Origin of the sequence: Exiguobacterium sp. UBA7533 (genome assembly GCF_002479335.1) — a bacterium.
Classification (GTDB): domain Bacteria; phylum Bacillota; class Bacilli; order Exiguobacteriales; family Exiguobacteriaceae; genus Exiguobacterium_A.
The window spans coordinates 71,955-89,502 of sequence record NZ_DLMP01000002.1 but is presented as its reverse complement, the minus strand read 5'-3'; the positions used below and the strand labels follow the sequence as shown (position 1 = coordinate 89,502).

General features: G+C 47.9%; 15 protein-coding genes and 1 riboswitch. Of the genes, 3 read left to right on the top strand and 12 right to left on the bottom strand.

Annotated elements, in window-relative coordinates; translation table 11 throughout:
• Positions 1-103 precede the first annotated feature (103 nt).
• The 3 genes from B2U10_RS04565 (at position 104) to B2U10_RS04555 (ending at position 4,479) form a co-directional block, all read left to right on the top strand.
• Positions 104-1,870: a LytS/YhcK type 5TM receptor domain-containing protein gene (locus tag B2U10_RS04565; protein WP_290785934.1), complete on the top strand. Its 1,767-nt coding sequence runs from the start codon at positions 104-106 to the stop codon at positions 1,868-1,870.
• Positions 1,851-2,546 (top strand): LytR/AlgR family response regulator transcription factor, encoded by a 696-nt coding sequence (locus B2U10_RS04560; RefSeq protein ID WP_035411399.1) that lies wholly within the window; start codon positions 1,851-1,853, stop codon positions 2,544-2,546. Before B2U10_RS04565 ends, B2U10_RS04560 begins: the two co-directional genes overlap by 20 nt.
• A gap of 139 nt (positions 2,547-2,685) precedes the next feature.
• The gene (locus B2U10_RS04555) at positions 2,686-4,479 is read left to right on the top strand and encodes a carbon starvation CstA family protein (RefSeq protein ID WP_035411402.1); all 1,794 of its coding nucleotides are present in this window, start codon (positions 2,686-2,688) and stop codon (positions 4,477-4,479) included.
• A 61-nt stretch (positions 4,480-4,540) separates the two neighbouring features.
• Here the strand turns inward: B2U10_RS04555 and B2U10_RS04550 are convergent, their stop codons facing one another.
• The 12 genes from B2U10_RS04550 to B2U10_RS04495 all read right to left on the bottom strand — a co-directional run.
• Entirely contained in the window at positions 4,541-5,365 is an 825-nt protein-coding gene (locus tag B2U10_RS04550; RefSeq protein WP_035411405.1) for an energy-coupling factor transporter transmembrane component T family protein, read from the bottom strand.
• A complete protein-coding gene (locus tag B2U10_RS04545) occupies positions 5,356-7,059 on the bottom strand; it encodes a DUF3744 domain-containing protein (RefSeq protein WP_035411408.1) in 1,704 nt (567 codons plus the stop codon). The genes B2U10_RS04550 and B2U10_RS04545 overlap by 10 nt, the downstream gene beginning before the upstream one ends.
• A 70-nt stretch (positions 7,060-7,129) precedes the next feature.
• A complete protein-coding gene (locus B2U10_RS04540) occupies positions 7,130-7,681 on the bottom strand; it encodes an ECF-type riboflavin transporter substrate-binding protein (protein ID WP_056064409.1) in 552 nt (183 codons plus the stop codon).
• The gene (locus B2U10_RS04535) at positions 7,678-8,535 is read right to left on the bottom strand and encodes an SAM hydrolase/SAM-dependent halogenase family protein (protein WP_035411414.1); all 858 of its coding nucleotides are present in this window, start codon (positions 8,533-8,535) and stop codon (positions 7,678-7,680) included. The genes B2U10_RS04540 and B2U10_RS04535 overlap by 4 nt, the downstream gene beginning before the upstream one ends.
• Before the next feature lie 373 nt (positions 8,536-8,908).
• Positions 8,909-9,352 carry a GDYXXLXY domain-containing protein gene (locus B2U10_RS04530; RefSeq protein WP_035411417.1) on the bottom strand — a complete coding sequence of 148 codons (444 nt, stop codon included), beginning with the start codon at positions 9,350-9,352 and terminating at the stop codon, positions 8,909-8,911.
• Positions 9,349-10,536 carry a DUF2157 domain-containing protein gene (locus B2U10_RS04525; RefSeq protein WP_035411421.1) on the bottom strand — a complete coding sequence of 396 codons (1,188 nt, stop codon included), beginning with the start codon at positions 10,534-10,536 and terminating at the stop codon, positions 9,349-9,351. Before B2U10_RS04525 ends, B2U10_RS04530 begins: the two co-directional genes overlap by 4 nt.
• Before the next feature lie 168 nt (positions 10,537-10,704).
• Positions 10,705-12,684 (bottom strand): methyl-accepting chemotaxis protein, encoded by a 1,980-nt coding sequence (locus tag B2U10_RS04520; protein ID WP_290785929.1) that lies wholly within the window; start codon positions 12,682-12,684, stop codon positions 10,705-10,707.
• A 154-nt stretch (positions 12,685-12,838) separates the two neighbouring features.
• A complete protein-coding gene (locus tag B2U10_RS04515) occupies positions 12,839-13,138 on the bottom strand; it encodes a rhodanese-like domain-containing protein (RefSeq protein ID WP_035411426.1) in 300 nt (99 codons plus the stop codon).
• 120 nt (positions 13,139-13,258) lie between these two features.
• Complete coding sequence (locus tag B2U10_RS04510; RefSeq protein ID WP_290785926.1) at positions 13,259-14,635, bottom strand: amino acid permease; 1,377 nt, start codon at positions 14,633-14,635, stop codon at positions 13,259-13,261.
• A 220-nt stretch (positions 14,636-14,855) separates the two neighbouring features.
• The gene (locus tag B2U10_RS04505) at positions 14,856-16,157 is read right to left on the bottom strand and encodes a nucleobase:cation symporter-2 family protein (RefSeq protein WP_290785923.1); all 1,302 of its coding nucleotides are present in this window, start codon (positions 16,155-16,157) and stop codon (positions 14,856-14,858) included.
• Entirely contained in the window at positions 16,154-16,738 is a 585-nt protein-coding gene (locus B2U10_RS04500) for a xanthine phosphoribosyltransferase (RefSeq protein ID WP_035411444.1), read from the bottom strand. Before B2U10_RS04500 ends, B2U10_RS04505 begins: the two co-directional genes overlap by 4 nt.
• 76 nt (positions 16,739-16,814) lie before the next feature.
• Positions 16,815-16,914, bottom strand: a riboswitch (purine riboswitch).
• Positions 16,915-16,984: 70 nt separating this feature from the next.
• Positions 16,985-17,548: phosphotransacetylase (locus tag B2U10_RS04495; protein ID WP_290785921.1), on the bottom strand; the 564-nt coding region annotated here is incomplete at its 5' end.

Below are 17,548 nucleotides of genomic sequence, written 5' to 3'. Positions count from 1 at the left end.
TCGCTGTACTTCCTCTCCACTAGAGGGAGTACGGCTTTTTTGTTTATCGGCATTGCCCTTCGTTTTGCGAGCGTTTACACTTAACTCGAATGGAGGAATACATATGTTGGAACTGATTCCTTTTTTACTCGAGCGACTTGGTATCATGATCATCTTAGCGTTCATCCTCGCCCAGTGGGGACCAACGCGACGCTTGTTGCGTCAACCGGAAGCAGGTTGGCAATTCCGTGTCCTTGTCCTGTTTTTTGCGACGTATGGGATCTTAAGTAACTATACAGGGGTCAAAGTCGACTTAGCAGAATTCTTGCCCCATGCTTGGCTCGAAGAGGTCGACGGAACATCGGCAATCGCGAATACACGAACGATGATCGTTGTCATCAGTGGGTTACTCGCTGGTCCGCTTGGTGGATTGATGACTGGACTGATCGTCGGGATTCATCGGTATTCCCTCGGCGGGTTCACAGCATTTGCTTGTACGCTTTCGACCGTCATTGCCGGTGGTGTCAGTGGATTACTTCGCCCTTACTGGCGTGACCGACTCGGCAGCCAAGCCTTGTTACCTGTTTGTCTGACCGCTTTTTTGATGCTATTTGAAATGTCATTGATTTTACTATTTTCTCGTCCCTTTGACGCGGCTGTTGAACTCGTCCAGTTTATCTTCTTGCCGATGACACTCATCAACGTCCTTGGCGTCTGGTTATTTTTATCGATCATCCGTCTTGCTGCGCGAGAAGAAGAAACCGTCCGTGCACGAGAAGCAGAACGGTCGTTGCATATCGCCGATTTGACGCTTCCGCACCTGACGCGTGGTCTACATATCCATACGGCAGAAGCTGTCGCGGAAATTCTGTTGCAACAAACACGAGCCGAAGCCGTCTCCTTGACGGATCAATACGTTATCCTTGCTCACCTCGGTATCGGAAGTGATCACCATCAAGCAGGTAGTCACTGGACGACAAAACCAACCGAACATGTTTTACAGGATGGACAAGTTCGTCTTGTGACGGAACGACTCGATATCGGCTGTCCCGTAACGGATTGCCCACTTCAAGCGGGCATCATCGCTCCGCTCATCGTCGGGGAAACGACGATTGGGACGTTAAAAGTCTACTATCCACATGCCGAACTGCTCGACGCCGTGGAAGTCGAACTCATTGAAGGATTAGCAAAACTGTTTTCTACACAACTGGCACTCGGGAACGCACAGCGCCAAGCTGATTTACTGAAGGATGCCGAGATCCGGGCACTCGAAGCACAAATTCATCCACACTTCCTGTTCAATGCCATCAATACGATTTATGCACTGTGCCGAACGGATGTCGAACAGGCACGGACATTGTTGCTCGAATTATCAACGTTTTTCCGTAGTAACCTCCAAGGAGCACGCTCGACGAAAATTCCGCTCCAAAAGGAACTCGAGCATATCGAAGCGTATACATCCCTTGAAGCTGCTCGTTTTCCAAATCGACCGTTCCTCGATATCGATTTAGCGGAAGAGACGACGTCTTTACTCGTTCCACCGTTTATCTTACAACCGTTGATCGAGAATGCGTTCCTTCATGCTTTTTTAAATGAGCAGACGGGATATGTCGGGGTGACGGCATGGTGTGAGGCAGATCAACTTTACCTCGAAGTCGTCGATAACGGACGCGGGATTGAAGCCTCTCGCCTTGCTCGTCTCGGTCGAGAAGTCGTTCCATCTTCTGGTACCGGTACCGCGTTATTCAATACGGCAGAACGGATTCGAAGCCTGTACGGTGAAAAAGGACAGTTTACGATCACGAGTGACGGTCAAAACGGAACGACGATTACAATTCGCCTTCCCATTGAAGTCAGAAAGGAGAACCAGCATGCGCACCTTGTTGATTGAAGATGAACCGCTCGCACGTGACGAGCTCCGTTATCACGTGACCGCAGCCGGTCTTGAAGTCGTCGGAGAAACCGGTAGTGTCGAAGAAGCGGAACGACTCGTCCGCTCCCTTCAACCCGACTTAGTCTTTCTCGATATCGAGCTGACGGACGGAAGCGGTCTTGAAGTCGCCAAACGATTGAAGTCGATGCCACGTCCTCCGGCTCTTTTGTTTGTAACGGCATATGATGCTCATGCACTTGAAGCCTTTGAACTCAATGCCTATGACTACATCTTGAAACCGTATGATCCGGCACGGATCGTGCGCGCCATCGAAAAAGTCGCACGACCGCTTCCCAAAAAAGCACCTCGACTTGAACGTTTAGCTGTCGAAACGGGAGATCGACTCAAACTCTTATCTCCGCAAGATATTGATTACATCGTCGCTGAAAATGGGAAAACGAAAATCGTAACGGAACATGAAGCGTATCCTTCAAACGAGACCTTACTCGAACTTGAACGAAAGCTTCAAGATCATCGGTTTTTACGGGTTCATCGCTCGTATCTCGTGAACTTATCAGCGATTGACGCGATCGAACCTTGGTTTAACGGGGCTTACAACTTAAAGATTCACCAAATCGATGTGCCGGTCAGTCGGACGTATGTCAAACTATTGAAAGAAGCGCTCGGTATTTGAGCGCTTCTTTTTTGTGATTCAAGGTCCTTTTTCAACCTTTCGTCGTACAAAATCGACAACTCATCTAAAAATCAAAGAAAGCGCTTCCACAACTTGTATACTAAATCCATCATAGTTCATTCAAGAGGAGGAATTTTAGATGAGCGCTACTCCCATCGTCATTGCTGTCATCTGTATCTTATTAATCGCGTATCGTCTCTACGGTACATTCATGGCTGCGAAAGTCTTAAAAATCAAAGATGATCGCGAAACGCCTGCTCATAAACTAGCGGACGGAAAAGATTACGTTCCAACGAACAAATGGGTCTCATTCGGACACCATTTTGCGGCAATCGCTGCTGCTGGTCCACTCGTCGGACCTGTCCTTGCTGCTCAGTTCGGCTACCTACCCGGCTTACTGTGGCTCTTGATCGGTGCCGTCATCGGGGGAGCGGTCCATGATATGGTCGTCCTGTTTGCCTCGATGCGTCAAGATGGTCAATCGTTGTCCGAAGTCGCTAAAAAAGAATTAGGTCCCGTCGCTGGTTTTTGTGCCGGTCTTGCGATGCTCTTCATCATCACGATTACGATGGCGGGACTATCGATGGTCGTCTTGCATGCGCTTGAACATAATCCATGGGGCACATTCGCTGTCTTCTCGACGATTCCGATCGCGATGCTCGTTGGGATTTACTTACGTAAAGGTGGTAACCTAGCCCTTGCTTCAACAGTCGGTTTTCTACTCATCTTAGCTGCGATTGGTTTTGGTCCTCAGTTGACGGAAACATTCATCGGTGACTGGTTCGACCTGTCCTCTCGTCAGCTCGCAATCGCTCTACCGATTTATGCATTCTTCGCTGCGGCACTGCCTGTATGGCTCTTGCTCGCACCACGCGACTATCTATCAAGTTTCATGAAGATCGGTGTTTTCCTTGCCTTAATCGTTGGTGTCTTCATCATCAACCCGGACATTCGATTCCCAGCATTCACGAAGTTCGTTGATGGCGGTGGTCCAATCATCGCTGGTCCAGTCTGGCCATTCATCTCGATCACGATTGCCTGTGGTGCAATCTCTGGTTTCCACGCTTTCGTTGGTTCTGGTACGACACCGAAGATGATCAATCGGTGGAGTGACATCAAACCGGTTGCTTTTGGTGCCATGCTTGTTGAATGTCTTGTTGCCGTCATGGCATTGATTGCTGCGACATCTCTTGAAGTCGGTGATTACTTTGCCATCAACTCAACACCAGAAGTATTCGCAACTCTAGGTATGAGCACGGTCTACTTGGATGATTTATCTCGTGAAATCGGACTCGACCTTGCAGGTCGAACGGGTGGTGCCGTTTCACTCGCCGTCGGTATGACGTTCATCTTCCGCGCCATCCCATGGTTCAAAGAAATTGCCGGTTTCTTCTTCCAATTCGTCATTCTGTTCGAAGCGGTCTTCATTTTAACTGCAATCGACGCAGGAACACGTGTCGCCCGTTACTTGATTCAAGATTTCTTCGGTGAATTCTATAAACCACTCAAACGCGTCGACTGGATTCCAGGTGCAATCTTTGCTTCAGCACTCGGTACGTTCTTCTGGGGCTATCTCCTGTTCTCAGGTGACATCGGTTCGATTTGGGCATTATTCGGGGTATCAAATCAGCTGATGGCTTCAATCGGCTTGATCATCGGAACGACGATCATCTTGAAAATCGCCGATAAAAAAGTCTATGCCCTGACGACGTTCATCCCGCTCGTCTACCTCCTGATCACAGTAACATTTGCTGATATCTGGATGGTCGCAAACGTTTATGCAAATCCAGATTCTCCAGGATTTAGCGTCTTGAATACCGTCTTATCCGTAACGATGGGACTGCTCGCGATCGTCATTACGATCTCAGCCGTCAAGAAATGGATTGAACTATTGAATTCACCACGTTGGGAAAATCAAAAACGTTCTGCGTAAGCGGATTAGTTATATGATAAAAGGCAGTGGACGCATCCACTGCCTTTTTCGTATCTCATGCTTAGAACGGATTATAAAATCGATTGCCGTCATGGAAAGTGACGACAAACGAGAAAATTGTCAAAAGTACTACACAACTGATGGCGACATAATCAATTCGTGTCATCGTCTGTTGGTTGTACCACGTCCGCTTTCGTCCCGCACCAAATCCACGGAGATCCATCGCATTGCTGACGGTTTCAATTCGTTCGAGACTCGTAAACAGCAACGGAAGTAAAATCTGGATGCTATTACGCGCCCGTTGCCAAAGCGAACCATGCGAGACGGCAATTCCCCGCGCTTCCTGAGCGTTCGCAATCGTCCGAAAGTCCGCTTGTACGTCTGGAATGTAACGGAGCGCTAATGAGACAGCGAAGGCGATTTTATACGGTACACCAATCCGGTTCAACGATGACGCGAATTCCGTCGGATGGGTCGTGACGAGAAACAACACAGCAATCGGAACGATCACACTGTATTTTAAGATGAGATTAAACAGATAAAACAATTGTTCTGATGTTATCGTAAAGTGACCAACGCCTTCAAATAAAACGTGACGCGAACCGTAGATTTCAACGCCCTGCTCTGGTTCGAATAGATAAACGGCGAGTGCATTAATCAGGACAAATATTGCTGTAAAGATCAAAACGAATCGGACTTCCCGAAACTGAATACGTGACAATCGGAATAACACGATGCTGACTAAACCAAGAACAAGTAAGACACGCGTATCATAGGTAAACATCGTTGCTGTCGTAAATAACAAGAATCCGATTAGTTTCGTCGTTCCCGTCAATCGATGAATCGGTGACGCTTTTTCAATATAGCCAAGCATTTCTACAGCCATTGTTCCCGCTCCTTTCGCTCCGCCGTAATCACGGACTCGACGAATCGTTCCGCATCGATGTCGAGATGTTTCGCTATCGTAAAGAGCGATGTTTGCTTTAAATGGGCATGATGCAGCAACTGTTCTTGATTTAGCAGTCCAAATGACGTTCCGGCGTAACGGATGCGTCCAGCTTGCACCAGGCAGACTTGATCGCTGTACTCTAAGACGAGATGCATATCATGCGTGATGATGAGTAACGTCATCCCCTCTTGTTTCAATCCTTCTAAAAAGCCCATCATATCCGAATAATGCCGGTAATCTTGACCAGCTGTCGGTTCATCGAGAATCAAGATATCCGGTCGTCGAACGAGAATCGAAGCAATCGTCACCCGTTTCTTCTGACCAAAACTTAGTGCTTGGATCGGCCAATTGCGAAACGGATATAATCCGCAGCGACGTAACGTCTGCTCGAGACGCTCGTTTTCTTCCGCTTCACTCAATCCGAGTGTCTGCATCCCGTAGCGAATTTCCTCCTGCACGAGGTGCTTCGAAATCATATGATTCGGATTTTGCAGGACGAATCCGATTGACCCTGCCCGCTCGGCGATCGGTTGGTGCGTAATGTCGGTCCCGTTAAGTAGGATCCGACCACGTGTTGTCCGTTGATAACCACTCAACACTTTCGCAAGCGTTGATTTTCCTGCACCATTCTGACCGACGATCGTTGTCAGTGTTCCTTTTTGAAAAGTCGCCGTCACATCTTCAAGCACTGGCGTTCCTTGATGATAATGAAACGCCAACTGCTCAAGTTCAAGCAATGAATCAGAGATTGCAGCCTCTTTTTGAGGAGCTTCTTCTAAACGTTCTAACACGTCTTTCTGGTTGAACTGCTCTAAAAAAGGATCGATGCGGCTCGGCTGATCTACAGACTCCACGGTCATGCCAGCCCAGCGTGCGGCACTGACATAGAGGGGTTCACGCAATATTGCTTGTTGCAGTTTTCCGTTACTTAAGATGACGTCAGGATGATGATCGGCGATAATTTCTCCGTCGACCATGACGATGATGCGATCAAATGGAATGACCAGTACATCCTCGATTCGGTGTTCAACGACGATCAGTGTTCGGTTCGTATCGCGTTGCAGTCGATCCATTAACATCATCGCTTCTTGACCCGCTACCGGATCGAGATTTGCGAGTGGTTCATCAAACAATAAGATATCCGCATCTTCGACGAGAACTCCAGCCAATGCCGCCCGTTGTCGCTGACCTCCTGATAAATCATTTAATCGCGCTTGCAAAAGCGTCTCGACGTCCGTCATCCGTGCGACGCGTTCGACGATCTCGTGCATTTCCGGTCGCCCTGTCTGTTTGTTCTCGAGCGCAAAGGCAATGTCTTCGCCAACCGATAAACCAACGAACTGCGCATCTGGATCCTGTAACACCGTGCCAATATGCAGCGAACGATCAAATAACGATAACGTCCGGGCATCCTGCCCTTTGATCAGAACCTGTCCTTTCCACGTTCCCGGGTACGAGAATGGAATCAACCCATTGATGCACTGAGCAAGCGTACTTTTTCCTGAACCCGAAGGTCCAACAATTAAGATGCGTTCGCCTGCTTGAATCGTTAACTGAATCTGCCGGAGTGTCGGTTCCGACTGACTCCGATATGTAAATGAAAAATCCTGAAATTCAATCACGTTTGTCATGTCTTTCTCCCCCCAAGCTAAATGAGCTATGTCCCTGCCGTTTCTTCGCACAGGATCATAGCTCATTCGGTCAAACTTCGCGTTTCAAGCTGCCTGCTTTACTTCTTGTTTTGGCATACGTGACGAGTAATAACGTTCCGATGACACCGACTGTCAAGATGTTTGATGTCGCAGCGACCGCACCTTGAACGAAGACTTTATTCGCCGGCTCCGTGTAAATTAAAATATCGAGTACAGGTGCGATGATGATCCAACCAATCGCTTGCACGATGGCTTGTGTGGCGTTGAATAAAACGATTTTACGAGTCGTCAATCCGCCTTCTTCTAAACGAATTCGGTTAGCAATCAATCCGATACCAAACCCGACGAACCCGGAGACGATGACCCAACTCCACCACGGGGAACCGTATAAAATCGCATCTTTTAAGCCATGACCGATCAGACCGATCAAGCCGGCTGTAACCGGTCCGAACAAGACCGCCATGAATGCGAGAAATGCATAGGCTGTCTCGATTGACGTGTTCGGTACGCCTGTCGGAATCGCAGCGAATCGACTTAAAATGATGAATACAGCTGCTCCGATCCCAGTTGCGACGATTTGTTTTGTCGTAAATCCTTTCATGTTCGATCTCCTCCTTTAATGTGTTGTACGCTAACACTCCAATCATTTCCGATTCCAACTTCAAATGCATGTGCAAACGAACCTTGATTCAAGGCAAGAGCAATCTGATCCAGCGAATTGATGTAGACGACTCCTGAACCGACCGGCACATCGGCGAACGAATGACCGAAGAGCAGTGTTTGTTCGTAGACGATCCGGTCTCGGTACGAAACCCTTACCTTGACGTGGTTGCCGATATCAAGACCCACCTGGCGGACGAGCGTGACCGGGATGTTCGTCCAGACGTTTCCGAAGCGAACATCGAGAATCTCGACGATACCGGTAACACCGTTGTCCGACGATGAAGCAAATGTCCGGTCGAGTAAGACGAGTTCTTCAGTAGGTAAAAGCGGTCCCACCTCTTCGAACGTGATGACGTGACTCGATAATCGCGCACCCGTGAAGGCAAAGATATCTCGTCCGTGAAACGTATACGATTCACCCATCCGAGGCAGACGATGCCGTCGATCATCGAGTTGTCTCACTTCCGCAATGTATCCGGCTTGCCAAAGATGCGTCAACGTCCCATTATCCGGTGTAATGATGTATTGATTGGTCCGTGTTCGCGCGACGACACTCTTTCGCCTCGACCCGACACCCGGATCAACGACAGAAACGAACACCGTTTGCTCCGTCCAGTACGGCACCGTCTGTAGTAACCGATAGGACGCTTCCCAAATGTGGAATGGCGGAATGTCATGCGTTAAATCAAAAATCCGAATCTCCGGATTGATGCTATGGGCCACCCCATACATCGCACTGACCGCCCCGTCACTCACACCAAAGTCTGATTGCAATACCAATGCCTCTGTCATCTCGTCATCCTCCTCCTGCGGGAACGTCTCCACAAAAAAAGACACCACGCCCTTATTTCTCAGGACGTGATGTCTGATCACGTGGTACCACCTTCGTTCATGACTCAACTCACGCTCAGCCACCTCTAGGAGTACGAGACTCCATGGAATGCTAACGGTATCCTTCCTACCGGTCGGTTCTACTGATGAACACGGTTCACGTTCTTCCGACTGCTCCGGGACCATCTTCAAGTATCGAAATCGTCTCATTTCCAGCAACAGAGACTCTCTATCGATTTCCAATCACTTTACTCTTCCCATCTACACATGCAGATTCAGTTGTCTGAAAATTTAAATTAATAGTACAACCGTTTTATTCCTGGCGCAAGGTTTTTTACTCAGAAATCTTTAAATTCGTCGTCCGGATCGTTCCCCATGGTGACACATCCGCTCGGACTTCCAGTGCTTTTGCTTTTTCGTATTGTTTTCCGCTTCCCTGTTCGACATAATACTGCGTCAACTGCGGAATCGATACATATTGCTCGTAATAATCGCCGGCGACACTTCCGAAGAATCGTTCATTCGAAATCCGATCGATTTGAGCATAACCGGAAGCATCCGTCTTGAAGCTGACATAGACACGTCCGTTTTGAATCCTCGGACCAGGTTTTAAATCTGGGTACTGAAGCATCACGTATTCGCCGTAAACGGGATCAAACGGATCAAACGGTTCTGCCCGAAAACGGTACGATGTCCCGAACCAGGAGGTCGCAAAAAAGCTGACGATCAACAGACCGACGGCGCATGTCTGCAATACTGGTATCAGATAACGCTTCATGACGCCACACCTCCTTTACGGCGTAACCACCATAAGACACCAGACAATAAGAAGATGAGTAGCGCACCAATGAGGAAAAATAAGGACATGTTTAAACGATCCCAGGCATATATGACATATATCGCAATTTGAACGAGAATGAAATAGAGAAAGGCTGGCCAGACGACTGCATGACGGCGTTCTTGATATAACAGATACAGTAGCGCGGATAATTCAAAGAGAATGGCAAGTAGAATTGCCTGTTCATCAATCCAGAGTACTCCGACGAATCCAAGCGGTACGATAAACAACAATCCACGACGTTTTTGATAGAGAAAGATTCCTAGACCGGTGGAGACGATAGCTAACAGTACCGCTTCTGTCACGGAGGGTAATACGACGTTTGATTCCGCACGAACGGATAAATAGATGATCGAACTGATAGCAGCGACGACCAGATAGACCATCTCGACGATACGACGATTGGATTCCTCACGAACAAGCCAGAGAACTGGAACAAGCAAAAATAGCGTCCAAATCGGCCACAGGAATCCGTCATATGATACGAGGAGAAACAAGGATAGACCGCTGAAAAAAAGAAACAGCCAGCTAAATAAAAGCGACGGCAGCTGTTGACTGAAGTAAAACCAGCTGAACGAAAGTATAATCATAAGACTAAAGGACGTCCAGTCAAGATAACTCGCCTGATCCTGACCAAATCCCCCAAGACTCGTGAAGATCGTCCATCCGGAAAGAAGGGCGACGACACCGTATGCCTCATGACGCCAAAGTACATAATGTACTAACGCGGCGACAAACACACACCAACCGAGTAATGATCCTTCCATCGGCAAATGAAAACTTTGAACCACGACGAGAATTGAGGCACCAAATGCTAGGATTCCACCGATTCGAAAGACAATCGGATGAAGAATATGACGACGTTCCGAAAGATCTGCCACGATGTAACAGCTCCACATGAGTACTACGACGAGTCCGATTTTCCAGCCGACTGGCATCGCTTGCCAATTAGCAGCCAAAAAGCTGAATACAGCCAATACGACGAAGGTACCTCCAATGATTAATAACAAAGGCAGACGTTGTTTTGTTGAACGTTGATTTTCATAGTTCAGAATTCGTTCAACAGTTGCTTCATCCAAAAGACCTGCATCTTGCCACTCTCTTATTTTACGAAACTGCTTCACCGTACCCACCTCCTTCGAAGTGTTAGATACTAATTAAATTCCCGATTTAACACTGTCTCAAGCCCAGATTCACAGGGATTATAAGCTATTTGTTCCGTTTGTCACCGAATGTTGACAGACAAAAAAGCAAGGAAGACGGGCTTCCTTGCCTTTTTTTGATTTGATCATTTAAACACGGAAACGGGCAACGAGTACCTGTAGTTCTTCCGCCATATCGGATAATACTTTGGCGGATTGCGAAATCTCTTCCATCGCACTCAACTGTTCTTCCGTCGTCGCTGCGACTTGTTTCGAAGCGGACGAATTCTCTTGCGCGATATGTGCGATTTCCGTCGCTGACGCAGATACTTCTTGGACGTTCGCTGCAATTTCTTCGACAGTCGCCGTCACGTCTTCGATCCGTGGCGTCATTTCCTGCGTTCGTTCGAGAATCTTTTGGAAACGCTCTGCTGATGCTTCTGTCGTCGACAAACCGGCTTTCGTCTGTCCTGAGACTTCCTTCATCATCGTGACCGACTGATCCGTCTCCTGTTTAATGTTTTGAATCAGCTGTGCAATCTGTTTCGTTGAATCCTGTGATTGCTCTGCTAGTTTACGCACTTCACTCGCGACGACAGCGAATCCTTTTCCATTTTCGCCTGCGCGTGCTGCTTCGATCGCTGCGTTCAGTGCTAACAAGTTCGTTTGCTCAGCGATACCGTTGATGACATCGACGATTTTTCCGATTTCATTCGAACGATGGGCGAGTGAGCTGATGACACCACCGAAGTTCTGAACAGAAGCATCGATTTCTTTCATCTGCTCAACGTTCTTCAGCACAGCAACTGTTCCATTCTCGGCTTCTGTTGCCGTTGAACGTGACAATTCCGAGACATCGGTTGAGCTCTCAGCGATTCGCATGATGCCTGCTGTAATCGATTGGAGCGAAACAGCATTCGCATCGAGTTGGCGTTTCGATTGATCCGCCCCTGCTGCGACTTGTTGAATCGATCCCGCGATTTGCTCAGAAGCGGAAGTCGTTTGGGCAGAGTTCGCCATCAATTCCTGAGAAGAGCCAGCTACTTGTGTAATCGACTGATCGAGATTAATGATGATCGAACGAAGTGAGTCAACCATGACGTTAAAGCTTTGGGCGACTTGACCGACCTCATCATTTGATTCAACGATGACGGGCTCCGTCAAATCACCAGATTGAATCCGTTCTGCTCCACGTGTTAAATGACCGAGTGGGCGAAGAATCGAGCGAAGAATGAAGTAGATGAAGATGGCTGCGACGAGCAACATCCCGCCGATGACAACAAGCGTCGTCCAAAGAATACTCGATGTCGCATCCGTGATTTCATGATCGTACAGTGTTCCGGCAACCTTCCACTTCGTCAGGTCGTTCGTCATGAAGTCCATCTGTTTGCCTTTGTTTTCAAACTCATAGCCAAACTGCCCTGCTGGGTTAGCGTAAAGTGATGACACCCATTTGCCTGTCGCTTTCTCACCTGGTTTTAATGTCGGATGCGTAACGATTTTTTTCGTAGAATCAAGAATCATTACGTATCCTTCTTTTCCGATTTTGATCTTTTTCGCGATTTCCGCGATCCGGTCGACATCGACATCAATCGCCACGACACCTCTTCCGTTACCTGTCGTCTGCGAGAGCGTGACCATCATCTTGTTCGAGGCGGCATCGACGTACGGATCCGTGATGACGACCTTGCCACCTGCTGCTTCTGCCGACTGATACCACGAGCGTTCCCGTGGATCATAATCATCTGGCATGACCTGTTCCGGGAAAATATTCATATCCCCGTCCGTCGTCGCGAAATAGATGTTCGCCGCCTGCGGATGCATATCGAGATATTCAGTCATTTTTTCCTTTAACGCAGCATTTTGTTTTCCTTTTTGATAGAGCGTTCCGTCAATTCGGTCCGCAAAAAAGGCGACATCGCGCCGCATCGGATCAATGATGTTTTGGATCTCATCATTCATCCGGTCGACTCCACTATGAGCAGATTGAAGAATCTGTTCCGTCATCTTTTGTTTCGCGAGGTCATATGCGACAAAGCCGATTACTAATGCAGGAATCATCAAAAGTAGAATCGATGTCACGATTAATTTTTGTTTGATGCTCATTGTTCGTTTGATCTTTTGTTCCATGTGTCACTCCATTCTCGAGTGCAAGGACTCGCTATTCTACCTTCTCTATCGGAAGAATAACGAAAAATGTTCATAGAAAAATCGGTAAACGTGTACTAGTTCACATGAAAAAAGACGACTCAGTTCGAGTCGTCTTCCTTAGTAACGCTTACCCTTATGCTTCTTGATCGCCCTTCCAGTTCATCATACCGCCTTCGACGTTGACGATGTCGTATCCATATTGCTCGAGGAAACGACCGACGTTTTCGCTCCGCGCACCCGCTTTACAGATCAAGTAGTAGGTTTCGCCTTCTTGCAATTCCGTATAGCGTTCGCCGATCTCAGACATCGGAAGGAGGCGGACGTTCGGAATATGTCCTGCATCGTATTCATCCTGCTCACGGACGTCGACGACATGCAACGCCTCACCTGCCTCTAATCGCTCTTGTAATTCATCTACATGAATCGTTTTCATTTCGTATGACCTCCTGTATGGTTCTGTCGTAAGTGTAGCAAATCTATCGTTAAAACAAAACGAAACGGTTTGATACGAAGCGTCAAAAAAGCGAATCCGTTTCCGGATCCGCTCGTTTCCTTATTCTCCTGATGCCTGACGCGTCGACTGACGTGTCTCCTTATGCATTCCCCGTGCATAATAGACAGCAATCAGAATCGCATACCACAGTGGTCCAACGACCAGAGCGATCCGTGTACTTGCGTCAAATGCCATCAAGACGATGACACCGGCAAGCGCCGCGAGGGCGATATAGTTCGCAATCGGGAAGAACGGAACACCAAATTCTGCTGAACCGTGTACTTTCCGTGCTCGCATCTGAGCGATTAGAATCATTGCCCACGTCCAGACGGCGCCAAACGTCGCAATACTCGTAACGATCGCAAAGACGTCTTCCGGTAAGAAATAGTTCAAAGCGACACCGACGAGCAATGCGACACCTGAAAGAATCGTCGCCAGTGCCGGAACACCGTTTTTCGAGATTTTCGAGAAACGACGTGGTGCTTCACTGTTCTCGGATAAGTTCATCATCATCCGGGCTGTCGAGAAGATACCCGAGTTACATGACGAGAGTGCTGCCGTTAAGACAACGAAGTTAATGATGCCGGCTGCTGCCGGAATACCAAGTGAATCAAATAATAATACGAACGGACTGCTGTTGTTCGCACCGACTTGATCCCACGGATAAATCGATAAAATAACGAAGAGTGCTCCGATATAAAATACTAAGATTCGTAGGAAGACGTTATTGACGGCTTTTCGAATCGTTTTCTTCGGGTTCTTCGCTTCCCCTGCTGTGACCCCAATCACTTCAATCCCTAAGAAGGCAAACATGACCATCTGCATGGCAAGAAGTACACCAGTGAAACCGTTTGGCAAGAATCCTCCATGTGACCACAGGTTCGAAATCCCAACCGGTGTGCCGCCGTTTCCAAGACCAATGACGATCGTCAATGTCCCTAAGATGATCATGGCGACGATCGCGACGATTTTAATCAACGCAAACCAAAATTCGAATTCACCATAAAATTTAACAGCAATGAAGTTGATGCTCGTCATCAAAACAAGTGCTGCTAGCGCCCATACCCACCCCTGGGAATCCGGGAACCATACTTTCATGTAAATACCGACTGCTGTGATTTCCGCCATACACGTAAAAATCCAGAGTAACCAATAATTCCAACCCGTTAAAAAACCAGCTAATGGACTGACATACTTTCGGGCATATTCCGCAAAACTACCAGCGATCGGCTCCCGCACCGCAAGCTCCCCAAGTGCTCGCATGATAATGAAAATGATGACACCACCGATAAGATAACCAAGTAAGATCCCTGGACCTGCCAATTGGATAGCTTTCGCTGATCCGAGGAAGAGTCCAACACCGATTGCCGCCCCCAGCGACATGAGTGTAATGTGACGTTCTTCCAGTCCCCGATTCAACTCTGTCTGTTGTTTCATTTTTACGACGTCCTTCCAGTCTCTGTTTGTTTCTTAGCAGTTCCCCGTACCGCTACGTTGTCAGTATAAAGAAGATGTGTCGATTTTGTAAACGTTTTCAATGTATATTTTTCACTAAATCCACATACTCGGAATATTCTGATTACGTTAGCAGTATAAAAAAGGAACTACCTGCTACTATGTAGTATACAGGATAGCTCCTTTCGGAAAGTTACAATTGTTATTCAACTTTAGCAAGTGGCACATCTGCTGTTTTGGACTTCCCGGTCAATCGGAAGATCCCGTTCAATAGCAATGCTGTTAGTGAACCAGCGACGATCGGGCTATCCGTCAAAACGCGAATTTGTGATGGGAGACCTGCTACGATTTCAGGATTCATGCTAATTCCTAGACCAATTCCGAGCGCGAGTGCCACCGTGATGACGTGCTCGTTCTTCGAAAAATCGACCCGTGATAGGATACGGATCCCGCTTGCCGCGACCGTTCCGAACATGATCAACATCGCTCCACCAAGAACAGGTTTTGGAATCAATGTCGTAAACGTCGCTACTTTTGGTAAGAAACCGAGCAAGATCAAAAATCCACCCGCAAATAAAATGACTTTGCGTGTCTTTACGCCAGTCAACTGAACTAGACCGACGTTTTGGCTATAGGTCGTGTAAGGGAAACTATTGAAGATACCACCAACGATCGTCGCGACACCCTCTGCTCGGTAACCACGCGCTAGATCCTTATCCGTTAAACGACGGTCCGTGATTTCACCAAGTGTCAAGAACACACCTGTCGATTCAACCATCGAGACGAGACCAACGAGCGTCATTGTCAAGATGGCAGTTGCATTGAATGTCGGTACACCGAAGTAAAATGGTGTCACCATTTGGAACCATGACGCTTCTGCCACCGGACTGAAGTCGATCATTCCCATGCCAAATGCAACGAGTGTACTGATCATCACAGCAATTAAGACAGCTGCCGCTTTTGAGAAGACCGTCCCGTAGCGATTCAAGATTAAAATCAAGACGATCGTTAATCCGGCGAGTCCGAGGTAACGTAAGTCACCAAAGTCTTTCGCTCCCTGTCCGCCTCCGATATCGTTGATCGCAGCCGGAATCAAGGAAATCCCGATGATCGTCACGACGGAACCAAGGACAACCGGTGGGAACAGGACCGCGATCTTACTAAACCAACCTGAAATGACGAGAATGATCAGCCCACTGGCAATCAAAGCACCGTAAATCGCTGTAATGCCTTGAAGACTTCCAATCGCAATCATTGGACCGACTGCTGTAAAGGTACAACCAAGTACGACTGGAAGACCAACACCTGTGTATTTCGTGACGAGTACTTGTAATAAGGTCGCAACGCCACACATGAAAAGATCAATCGCCACTAAATAAGCAAGTTCTTCTCCTGACAATCCGATCGCACTCCCGACGATCAGTGGAACAACAGCTGCTCCCGTGTACATCGCAAGCACATGCTGAAGTCCGAGACTGGCTGCTTTGAAGTTTGATAGTCTCATACGGTCACCGAGTCGACGAATGTCGCTTTTCCGTCCTTCAATGACTCAACACGCGCGAGTGACTCGACACGGAATCCAGCTTCGATCAGTTTTTGACGTCCCGGTTGGAACGACTTTTCAATGACGATTCCAAATCCAGCGACTTCTGCCCCTGCCTGTTCAACGAGACGAGCGAGACCAAATGCTGCTTCTCCGTTTGCGAGGAAGTCATCAATGATCAGAACACGTTCACCCGGTTGCAGGTATTTCTCTGCGACCGTGATTGTATTCGTCTGTTGTTTCGTAAATGAGAAAACTTCAGCTGAAATCGTTCCTTCGTTCAATGTGACCGATTTCGTCTTACGAGCATAGACCATTGGTACGCCAAGACGAAGTGCTGTCATCATTGCCGGGGCAATACCTCCCGCTTCGATTGTCAAAATCCGCGTGATACCAGCATCTTGAAAGCGTTCCATGAACTCATAGGCGATTTCCCACATCAACGTCGGATCAACCTGATGATTTAAAAAAGCATCCACTTTCAATACTTGATCCGATAAGACGATTCCCTCTTGATTAATCATGTCGTGTAGACGTTTCATACATGCATTCTCCTCTTTAAAAAACGAAAAAACGTACAGCCGCTACCCGGGGGCAGCCACTGTACGCCAAAAAAGAGAGCAGTAACTCACCACCCGTAGTCGGATCGTTACGGCGATCCGGTAGAGACTCGTGGGCCAATTCCCACTATTATACGAGCGTTGCTATACGTTTACGTTTCGTGATTTTCGTGATGTTTACCATTGTACGGGGTTTAGCGAAAAAGTAAAGACTTTTTCACACCGTGCTTAGGCTTGGCGTTCTTCGACCGCTTGTGCCGCCGTGATGATCGCGAGTTTGTAGACATCTTCTTCGTTACAACCGCGTGAAAGATCGTTGACCGGTTTGTTCAAACCTTGAAGGATCGGACCGATTGCTTCGAAGCCACCAAGACGTTGTGCGATTTTGTAGCCAATGTTTCCAGCTTCAAGACTTGGGAAGATGAAGACGTTCGCTTGACCCGCGACATCTGATTCTGGTGCTTTTGATTTTGCGACACTTGGAACGAAAGCAGCATCAAATTGAAGTTCGCCATCGATCGCAAGTTCTGGTGCGCGTTCTTTTGCGATACGCGTTGCTTCAACGACACGCTCTGTCTCTGGTGATTTTGCTGAACCTTTTGTTGAGAAGCTGAGCAATGCGACTTTCGGATCGATTCCGAATGTTTTCGCTGTTTTCGCAGATGCGATCGCGTTCTCTGCTAGGTCGTTCGCATCCGGTGCGATGTTGATCGCGCAGTCTGCGAAGACGTATTGCTCATCGTCACGAACCATGATGAAGACGCCAGATGTTTTTTTATAGCCTTCTTGCAT

Coding starts and splice junctions, on each gene's coding strand:
- B2U10_RS04535 (WP_035411414.1), bottom strand. CDS start 8,535: ATGACAGAGGCATTGGTATTGCAATCAGACTTTGGTGTGAGTGACGGG.
- B2U10_RS04540 (WP_056064409.1), bottom strand. CDS start 7,681: ATGAAAGGATTTACGACAAAACAAATCGTCGCAACTGGGATCGGAGCA.
- B2U10_RS04550 (WP_035411405.1), bottom strand. CDS start 5,365: ATGGCTGTAGAAATGCTTGGCTATATTGAAAAAGCGTCACCGATTCAT.
- B2U10_RS04555 (WP_035411402.1), top strand. CDS start 2,686: ATGAGCGCTACTCCCATCGTCATTGCTGTCATCTGTATCTTATTAATC.
- B2U10_RS04510 (WP_290785926.1), bottom strand. CDS start 14,635: ATGAAACAACAGACAGAGTTGAATCGGGGACTGGAAGAACGTCACATT.
- B2U10_RS04545 (WP_035411408.1), bottom strand. CDS start 7,059: ATGACAAACGTGATTGAATTTCAGGATTTTTCATTTACATATCGGAGT.
- B2U10_RS04515 (WP_035411426.1), bottom strand. CDS start 13,138: ATGAAAACGATTCATGTAGATGAATTACAAGAGCGATTAGAGGCAGGT.
- B2U10_RS04530 (WP_035411417.1), bottom strand. CDS start 9,352: ATGAAGCGTTATCTGATACCAGTATTGCAGACATGCGCCGTCGGTCTG.
- B2U10_RS04500 (WP_035411444.1), bottom strand. CDS start 16,738: ATGAAACGTCTACACGACATGATTAATCAAGAGGGAATCGTCTTATCG.
- B2U10_RS04520 (WP_290785929.1), bottom strand. CDS start 12,684: ATGGAACAAAAGATCAAACGAACAATGAGCATCAAACAAAAATTAATC.
- B2U10_RS04565 (WP_290785934.1), top strand. CDS start 104: ATGTTGGAACTGATTCCTTTTTTACTCGAGCGACTTGGTATCATGATC.
- B2U10_RS04505 (WP_290785923.1), bottom strand. CDS start 16,157: ATGAGACTATCAAACTTCAAAGCAGCCAGTCTCGGACTTCAGCATGTG.
- B2U10_RS04560 (WP_035411399.1), top strand. CDS start 1,851: ATGCGCACCTTGTTGATTGAAGATGAACCGCTCGCACGTGACGAGCTC.